We start from the raw sequence: 7,325 nt of genomic DNA on the forward strand, positions 1-7,325 counted from the left end.
CCGATCGTGACGCGCTCGGCGGAGGAGATGCTCCGTCTGGTGCCCAACGAGCTCCGCAACGCCAGCTACGGCCTCGGGGCTCGCAAGTGGCAGACACGGGTCCCGCCCGGGGCGGACCCGTCGTCCCCGCTCCCGTCCCCCGCGCCTTCCTCAGGCCCCTGCCGCCTCCCTGTCGGCGGCGGGGGCGGGAGCCGTGCGTTCGGCGCGGGGCAGCGTCAGGGCGAGGAGCACCGCGAAGGCGCACAGTGCGGCGGTCAGCGGCCACACCGGCCCGTAGCCTCCGGCGGCGTCACGGACCACTCCGCCCAGCACCGCCACCGCCCCGGCCCCGACCTGGTGGAAGGCGTTGACCCAGCCGAAGACGATCGCCCCGTCCGCGCCGAACATCCTCCTGCACAGCAGGATGGTCGGCGGCACCGTGGCCACGTCGAGCAGGCCGAACACCACCGCGAAGCCGACCATCACCGGCCCCGCCTCCGGCCCGAACAGGGCCGGGAGCAGCACCAGGAGCACCCCGCGGGCGCCGTAGTAGCCGACCAGCAGCGCGCGCGGATCGACGCGGTCGGTCAGCCACCCGGAGACGACCGTCCCCACCAGTGAGAACACCCCGATCACCGACACCAGGCCGGCGGCGGCGGTGACCGCCATCCCGTGGTCGTGCGCGGCGGGCACGAAATGCGTCCACATGAGGCCGTTCGTGGTGGCGCCGCACACCGCGAACATGCCCGCCAGCAACCAGAACCCGGGGCGGCGCGAGGATGTGGCCAGGACCCGCAGGGTCCTGCGGGCCGCGCCCGACCGGGCGCGCGCCTCCCGCCGCCGCCCGCCCGGCGCGGCCGTTCCCGGTCCCCCGGGTTCCGGCGCGCCGTAGGGAAGGAGTCCCACGTCGGCCGGGCGGTCCCGCAGGACCAGCACCGCCACGGCCACGAGCACGAGGGCCGTCATCCCCAGTGTCACCACCGCCGGGCGCCAGGAGTGGTGGTCCACGATCCACGCCAGGACGGGCAGGAACACCAGCTGGCCGAACGCGCTCGCCCCGGTCAGCGCCCCCAGCACCAGCCCCCGCCGGGCCGTGAACCAGCGGTGCGCGACCGTGGCCGCGAAGGTCATGGCCAGCGATCCGGTCCCCGCTCCGATGATCAGCCCCCAGTACAGGGTGAACTGCCAGGCCTCGGTCATCGACACGGTCAGGGCCGACCCGGCGGCGACGGCCGACAGTGCCCCGACCACCGTGCGGCGGACACCGAAGCGGTCCATGAGGGCCGCGGCGAAGGGGGCGACAAGTCCGTACACCACCATGTTCACCGACGCCGCCGCGCCGATGGAGGTCCGCGACCAGTGGTACTCGTCGTGCAGTGGTCCCGTCAGCAGGCCGGGCACGGCGGAGAAGGCCGCGGCGCCCACGATGGTGAGGCAGGCGGCGAGCGCGACCCACCAGGCCCGGTGGACCAGGGGTTTCCGTGTGTTCTCGGTCATGGGTCCAGCGTCCGCCGCGGGGGCGCCCCGGCGACAGTGACCCGAAAGCCAACATGCGCAACAATCGGGCCATGCACCCCTCTCCGAGCCCCACCGCCGCCCCCCGGCTCCACCGCGTCGCCGTGCTCGTCAGGGAGGGTGTGCTGCCCATCGAGGCCGGGATCGTCCACCGGCTCTTCGGCCAGTCGCGCGACGCCTCGGGCCGCCCCCTCTACGAGGTGGTCACCTGCGCCCTGCGTCCGGGGGTGGTCCGCACCGACACCGACTTCACCCTCAACGTCGCCCACGGCCCCGAGGCACTGGACCACGCGGACACCGTGGTCCTGCCCGCCGCCGACGAGGACTACGCCGAACGCCCCCACGACCCCCTCGACCCCGGGCTCGCGGCGGCCCTGGCCAGGATCTCCCCGCGCGCCCGGGTCGCCTCCATCTGCACCGGCGCGTTCGTCCTGGCGGCGGCGGGGATGCTCGCCGGGTGCAGGGTCACCACGCACTGGAAGTCGGCCGGGTTCTTCCGCGCGATGTACCCGGACCTCGACCTGGACCCGGACGTCCTGTACACCGACAACGGCCGGGTGCTCACGGCCGCGGGGGTGGCCTCCGGCATCGACCTCACCCTGCACATGATCCGTACCGACCACGGGTCGGCGGTCGCCAACGAGGTGGCGCGCGGCACGGTCGTCCCCCCGCACCGCGACGGCGGCCAGGCGCAGTACATCCGCCGCCCCGTCCCCGCTCCGGAGCGCTCCGCCACCGGGCGGGCCCGCGCGTGGGCGCTCGACCACCTGCACCTGCGGCCCGGGTTGGAGGACCTGGCCCGGCGCGAAGCGATGAGCGTGCGCACGTTCACCCGCCGGTTCCGCGACGAGGTGGGCCTCTCCCCCGCCCGGTGGCTGGCCGAGCAGCGGCTCGACCTGGCCAGACAGCTCCTGGAGGAGTCCGACCTCCCGGTCGACCGGATCGCCGAGCGGGCCGGGTTCGGAACGGCGGCCTCCCTGCGCCAGCACATGCACTCCGGCCTCGGGGTGTCCCCCAGCGCCTACCGGCGCACGTTCCGCGGGCCGGGCGGCACCGGACGGCGGGCGGCCGTGCCGGACGCCGACGGCCGCTGAACACACCGCGGGCGCGGCGGGTCGGACACGCCCCCGGGCGCGATGTCGCCCCCTCCCCTGGCAAGGAACCCGCGCGAACCGGTGCGAACCGGCCCTGGAACGGGTAACGCGCAACAGTGGGTCCGGGACCCACGAACACGCCTACCCCCGGGAGTCCCCGTGAAGCTCTACGCCCAACACCCCGTGCGCGCACTCGTCCAGATCACCTCGGACGTGCTCGCCCTGGTCTGGATCTACGTGTGGGTCAGGGCGGCCCTGTCGCTCCGCGAGGCCATCCTCACCCTGGACCGTCCGGGGGAACTGCTGGAGAGCACCGGCCAGGGGTTCAGCGAGCACATGACCAGCGCCGCGGAGCAGGCCCTGAGGGTGCCCCTCGCCGGGGAGGCCCTGGCCACCCCGTTCAGCAGTATGAGCGAGACCGGGGAGTCCCTGACGTCGGCGGGCGACTCCTTCCGGGAGTCGGTGGCCTCGCTCGCGCTGACCCTTCCGCTGCTCACCGCCTCGCTCCCGCTGCTGCTGATCGCCGCGACGTGGCTGCCCGCCCGGGCACGCTGGGTGCGACAGGCCAACGCGACCCGGCGGCTGCGCGCGCTCGCCCCGCAGGCGCGTTCGCGGCTCCTGGCCCTGCGCGCCCTGTCATCGGTGGCGCCGTCGAAGCTCGTCGGCGTGCACGAGGACCCCGCGGGCGCCTGGCACGCCGACGACAGGGGGGCCGTCGACGCGCTGGCCGACCTGGAACTGCGGCGCCTGGGGCTGCGCACCCTCTGACGCGGGGCGGCCGGTCCTTTCGCCCCGGGAACGTCGGTCCCCGTGCCTAGGCTGGAGAGGCCACCGCACCCCCGGGAGACCGCATGCACCTGTCCGCCCTGCTGGACTTCGACGCCGTTCCCCTGGACTCCGACGACGCCGTTTCCGTCCTGCTCGACATCACCGCCCCGGAGCGCGAGGAGGACACCGCGCGCCCGCCGGCCACGTTGCAGGTCGTCCTGGACCGGAGCGGTTCCATGGGCGGCAGCCGCCTGGAGGGCGCGGTCCGCGCGCTGCGCGGCCTCGTGGACCGGCTCGCGCCCTCCGACAACTTCGGCGTGGTCTCCTTCGACGACCAGGCACGCGTCGAGATCCCCTCCGGCCCCCTCACCGACCGGGCGGAGGCGCACCGCCGTATCCGCGCCCTGCGCGCGGGGGGCGGCACCGACCTGTCCAGCGGCCTGCTGCGCGGCGTCCAGGAGGCCCGCAGGGCGGGCGGTGAGCGGGGCGCCACGCTCCTGCTGATCTCCGACGGGCACGCCAACCAGGGTGTCACCGCGCACGACCTGCTCCGACAGGTCGCGAGCGACGCCTACGCCCACGGGGTGACCACGACGACCCTGGGCTACGGGCTCGGTTTCGACGAGGCGCTGCTCGGAGCGGTCGCCGACGGCGGCTCCGGCAGCGCGCTCTTCGCGGAGAACCCCGACACGGCGGGCGGCCTCATCGCCCAGGAGGCCGAGTACCTCCTGGCCAAGACCGCGCAGGCCGTGTCCCTGCGGGTACCGGTCGGCCCCCGCCTGCGAGCCGTCGGCGTCGTCGGCGAGATGCCCTCCCACCGGTTGCCCGACGGATCGGTCGTGGTCGAGCTCGGCGACTTCCACTCCGGCGAGCGCCGCCGCCTCCTCCTGCGCCTGGAGGTCCCGGGGCTGTCATCCCTGGGAACCGTCACCGTCACCAGCCTCGAAGCCACCTACGTCGACCCGGCGACCCTCGCCACGTACACCGCGACCCTGCCGGTCACCGTCGACGTGGTGCCGGGTGAGCAGGCCGCGGCGAGGGTGCCAAGGCCCGAGGTCCGCACCGAGGAGTCGCTCCAACGGGCGCAGACCGCCAAGCGGGAGGCGGGCGAGGCCCTGCGCCGCGGCGATCGGGGCACCGCCGCCGACATCCTCGACCGGGCGCGCCGCGACCTCGGCGGTATCGCGGGCCACGGGGCGCCCCCTCCCCCCGATGTGGCCGCGCAGTCCGCCGAGCTGGGGCTGATGGCGGAGAGGGCGCGCACCGACGACGCCTCGCGCACGTCCAAGACGCTCTACGCCAGCCAGTCCGGCTACTCCCGCAAGCGGGGGCGCCGACAGCGGCCCGCCGACGCCCCCGGGCGCGACGGAGTCATCCGCGGGGAGCAGACCGACCGGGGCCGTCCCGCCCCCGACCGTGCTCCCCCCGCTGCCGACGGGCGCGCGCCGGGCTCCCCCGCCGGGCCGCGCCAGGACCCGGAGCCGCCCCAGGCCTACTACTGAGCCGCCCGGGACCGGGCCGCCGGCCCCGGTCACCGCGCTAGGGAACCTGGTAGGAGGAGTCCCGGACGTCGGTGATGGCCATGTGGCCGGGCGCGTGGCCGATCGCGAACTCCGGCGCGGAGGCGGTCACCGCCGCCTGGGGGGTCACACCGCACGCCCAGAAGACGGGGATCTCGCCCGGCCGCACCTCGACCGCGTCACCGTAGTCGGGCCGGTCCAGGTCCGTGATGCCCAGCGCCGCCGGGTCGCCCACGTGGACGGGGGCGCCGTGCACCGCCGGGTAGCGCGACGTGATACGTACCGCGTCGGCGACCTGGTGGGCGGGGATCGGCCGCATGGAGACGACGAGCGGGCCCCGGAACCTGCCTGCCGGACGGCACTCCCTGTTGGTCGCGTACATGGCGACGTTGCTGCCCGCCTCGATGTGGCGGACCGGCACGCCGGCCTCCAGGAGCGGGGTCTCGAACGTGAAGCTGCACCCGATGAGGAAGGCCACCAGGTCGTCCCGCCACAGGTCGGTGACGTCGGTGCGCTCCTCCACGAGCGCGCCGTCGCGGTACACCCGGTAGGCGGGCAGGTCGGTGCGCAGGTCGCCGTCGAACACCGACGCGTCGACCCGGCCCGGTTCCGTGACGTCGAGGACCGGGCAGGACTTCGGGTTGCGCTGCGCGAACAGCAGGAAGTCGAACGCGGCCTCACGCGGGAGCGCGATGAGGTTGGCCTGCGCGTACCCCGGGCTGTACCCGGAGGTCGGCACCCTCAGCCCCTCGCGGAACAGCGCGCGGGCCCGGGCCGGGGAGAGTTCCGCCGGTGGGGTCATGGTCTCCTGCCTCTCGTCGCGGCCTGTGGGGGTCCGGCCGTCCCGGCCCCGGTCCGCCTCACAGGGCGAACCGGATCCGGCTGCCGGGGCGGGCCTGCGCGGCCTTGGGCAGGTCCGCCGTGCGCACGACGGCCACCACCGGGTAGCCGCCCGTGACGGGGTGGTCGGCGAGGAACAGTACGGGCTCGCCGCCCGGCGGGACCTGGAGGGAGCCCACGACCATGCCCTCGCTGGGGAGCTCTCCCGACCGGGAGCGTGCGCGTTCGAGGACGGGTCCGGAGAGTCTGGTCCCCACCCGGTCGCTGCGGGAGGTCACCTCGTACTCGCCGGTGAGGAGCGTGGTGATCGCCTCGTCGGTGAACCAGTCGTCGCGCGGTCCCAGCTCGACCCCGAGCGTGGCCTCGGACCCGCCGACGGGAGCCACCGCGGCCTGGTCGACGACGGGGAAGGCGGAGGGCGCCGGCCCCACCGGCAGCACGGTGCCCGCCACGGGCACCTGCGGGCCGAGCCCGGCGAGCACGTCGGTGCTGCGCGACCCGAGGACCGGGGGGACGTCCACGCCGCCGCGCACACCCAGGTAGGTGCGCAGGCCCCGGGCGGGCGTACCGAGGGTGAGTTCCGCGCCGTCCGGCAGGTGCAGGACCGTGTTCACGGCGGCTCCGCGCCCGTCCACGGTCACCGGTACCTCGGCTCCGGTGACGGCGACCGTGACCGGCCCCCGGGCGCGCACGCGCAACCCGCCCAGGGTGGCCTCCAGAGCGGCGGCTCCCGCGGGGTTGGCGAGCAGCCTGTTGGCGAGGGCGTAGGAGGCGGCGTCCGCGGCTCCGGAGCGGCCCACGCCCAGGTCGGCGTGCCCGAACCGGCCCGTGTCCTGCACCGTGGCCAGAGGGCCGGTGGCGATGATCTCCAGGGCCCTCATGACGCTGTCGCCCCCGTCCGCGCGCCGGTGTCCGTGGCCGCGGCGCCCGCGTCCGTGAAGCGCACGCGGACCCCGGGGCGCAGCAGGCCGGGGGGTTCGCGGTCGAGGTCCCAGATCCTGGCCCCGGTCCGGCCGAGCAGCTGCCAGCCGCCCGGGGAGCTGCGCGGGTAGACGCCGGTGAACTCCCCTGCGAGGGCGACCGAGCCGGCGGGGACCCGGGTGCGGGCCTCGCTCCGGCGGGGGACGTGTAGGCGCGGGTCGTCGCCGACCATGTAGCCGAATCCGGGGGCGAACCCGCAGAAGGCGACCGTCCAGGTGGCCGAGGTGTGCGCCCGGACCACGCCCTCCCGGGTGAGGCCGGTCAGGCGGGCGACGTCGTCGAGGTCCTCACCGTCGTAGACGACCGGGATGGTGACGGTGCCCCCGGCGGCCTGTTCCGTCCTCAAGGCCGGGGTCAGGGCGGCGACGGCCGACGCGACCCCCTCCGGGGGCGTACCGGGTTCGATGCGCAGCAGCACGGTGCGGGCCGCCGGGACGACGTCGGTGACCCCGGGGACGGGGTGCGCCTCCAGTGCGGAGCGCAGGGCCATGACCGCGGCCAGGTCCTCGACCTCCACCAGCACACCGCTGTCGGCACACTTCAGGACACGCAACAAGACTCCTCAACCTGGTGGTGGCGACCCTGCCTGCGACAGCGGGTCGTCTCCGTGCGGGGAGGTGCGCACCTG

At 75.4% G+C, this 7,325-nt stretch carries 7 protein-coding genes; 3 read left to right on the forward strand and 4 right to left on the reverse strand.

Annotated features, from left to right (window positions below; translation table 11 throughout):
- Positions 1 to 150 precede the first annotated feature (150 nt).
- Positions 151 to 1,476 carry an MFS transporter gene (locus tag ACFWTE_RS29220; protein ID WP_378783146.1) on the reverse strand — a complete coding sequence of 442 codons (1,326 nt, stop codon included), beginning with the start codon at positions 1,474 to 1,476 and terminating at the stop codon, positions 151 to 153.
- Positions 1,477 to 1,547: 71 nt separating this feature from the next.
- On the opposite strand from ACFWTE_RS29220, the gene ACFWTE_RS29225 reads away from it, so the two are divergent.
- The 3 genes from ACFWTE_RS29225 (at position 1,548) to ACFWTE_RS29235 (ending at position 4,858) form a co-directional block, all read left to right on the forward strand.
- On the forward strand, positions 1,548 to 2,588 hold the full coding sequence (locus tag ACFWTE_RS29225; protein WP_378783147.1) for a GlxA family transcriptional regulator: 1,041 nt from the start codon (positions 1,548 to 1,550) through the stop codon (positions 2,586 to 2,588).
- Between the two features lie 159 nt (positions 2,589 to 2,747).
- On the forward strand, positions 2,748 to 3,356 hold the full coding sequence (locus ACFWTE_RS29230; protein WP_378783148.1) for a hypothetical protein: 609 nt from the start codon (positions 2,748 to 2,750) through the stop codon (positions 3,354 to 3,356).
- Between the two features lie 83 nt (positions 3,357 to 3,439).
- Positions 3,440 to 4,858 carry a VWA domain-containing protein gene (locus tag ACFWTE_RS29235; protein ID WP_378783149.1) on the forward strand — a complete coding sequence of 473 codons (1,419 nt, stop codon included), beginning with the start codon at positions 3,440 to 3,442 and terminating at the stop codon, positions 4,856 to 4,858.
- 37 nt (positions 4,859 to 4,895) lie between these two features.
- Here the strand turns inward: ACFWTE_RS29235 and ACFWTE_RS29240 are convergent, their stop codons facing one another.
- From ACFWTE_RS29240 to ACFWTE_RS29250, 3 genes are read right to left on the reverse strand one after another with little or no spacing between them, the layout of a single operon-like run.
- Positions 4,896 to 5,678, reverse strand: a complete 783-nt coding sequence (locus ACFWTE_RS29240; RefSeq protein WP_378783150.1) for a putative hydro-lyase — start codon at positions 5,676 to 5,678, stop codon at positions 4,896 to 4,898.
- A 58-nt stretch (positions 5,679 to 5,736) separates the two neighbouring features.
- Positions 5,737 to 6,597, reverse strand: a complete 861-nt coding sequence (locus ACFWTE_RS29245; RefSeq protein ID WP_378783151.1) for a biotin-dependent carboxyltransferase family protein — start codon at positions 6,595 to 6,597, stop codon at positions 5,737 to 5,739.
- Entirely contained in the window at positions 6,594 to 7,250 is a 657-nt protein-coding gene (locus tag ACFWTE_RS29250; protein WP_378783152.1) for an allophanate hydrolase subunit 1, read from the reverse strand. The genes ACFWTE_RS29245 and ACFWTE_RS29250 overlap by 4 nt, the downstream gene beginning before the upstream one ends.
- Positions 7,251 to 7,325 lie beyond the last annotated feature (75 nt).

Source organism: Nocardiopsis sp. NPDC058631, assembly GCF_042716955.1.
In the GTDB taxonomy this organism is placed as follows: domain Bacteria; phylum Actinomycetota; class Actinomycetes; order Streptosporangiales; family Streptosporangiaceae; genus Nocardiopsis.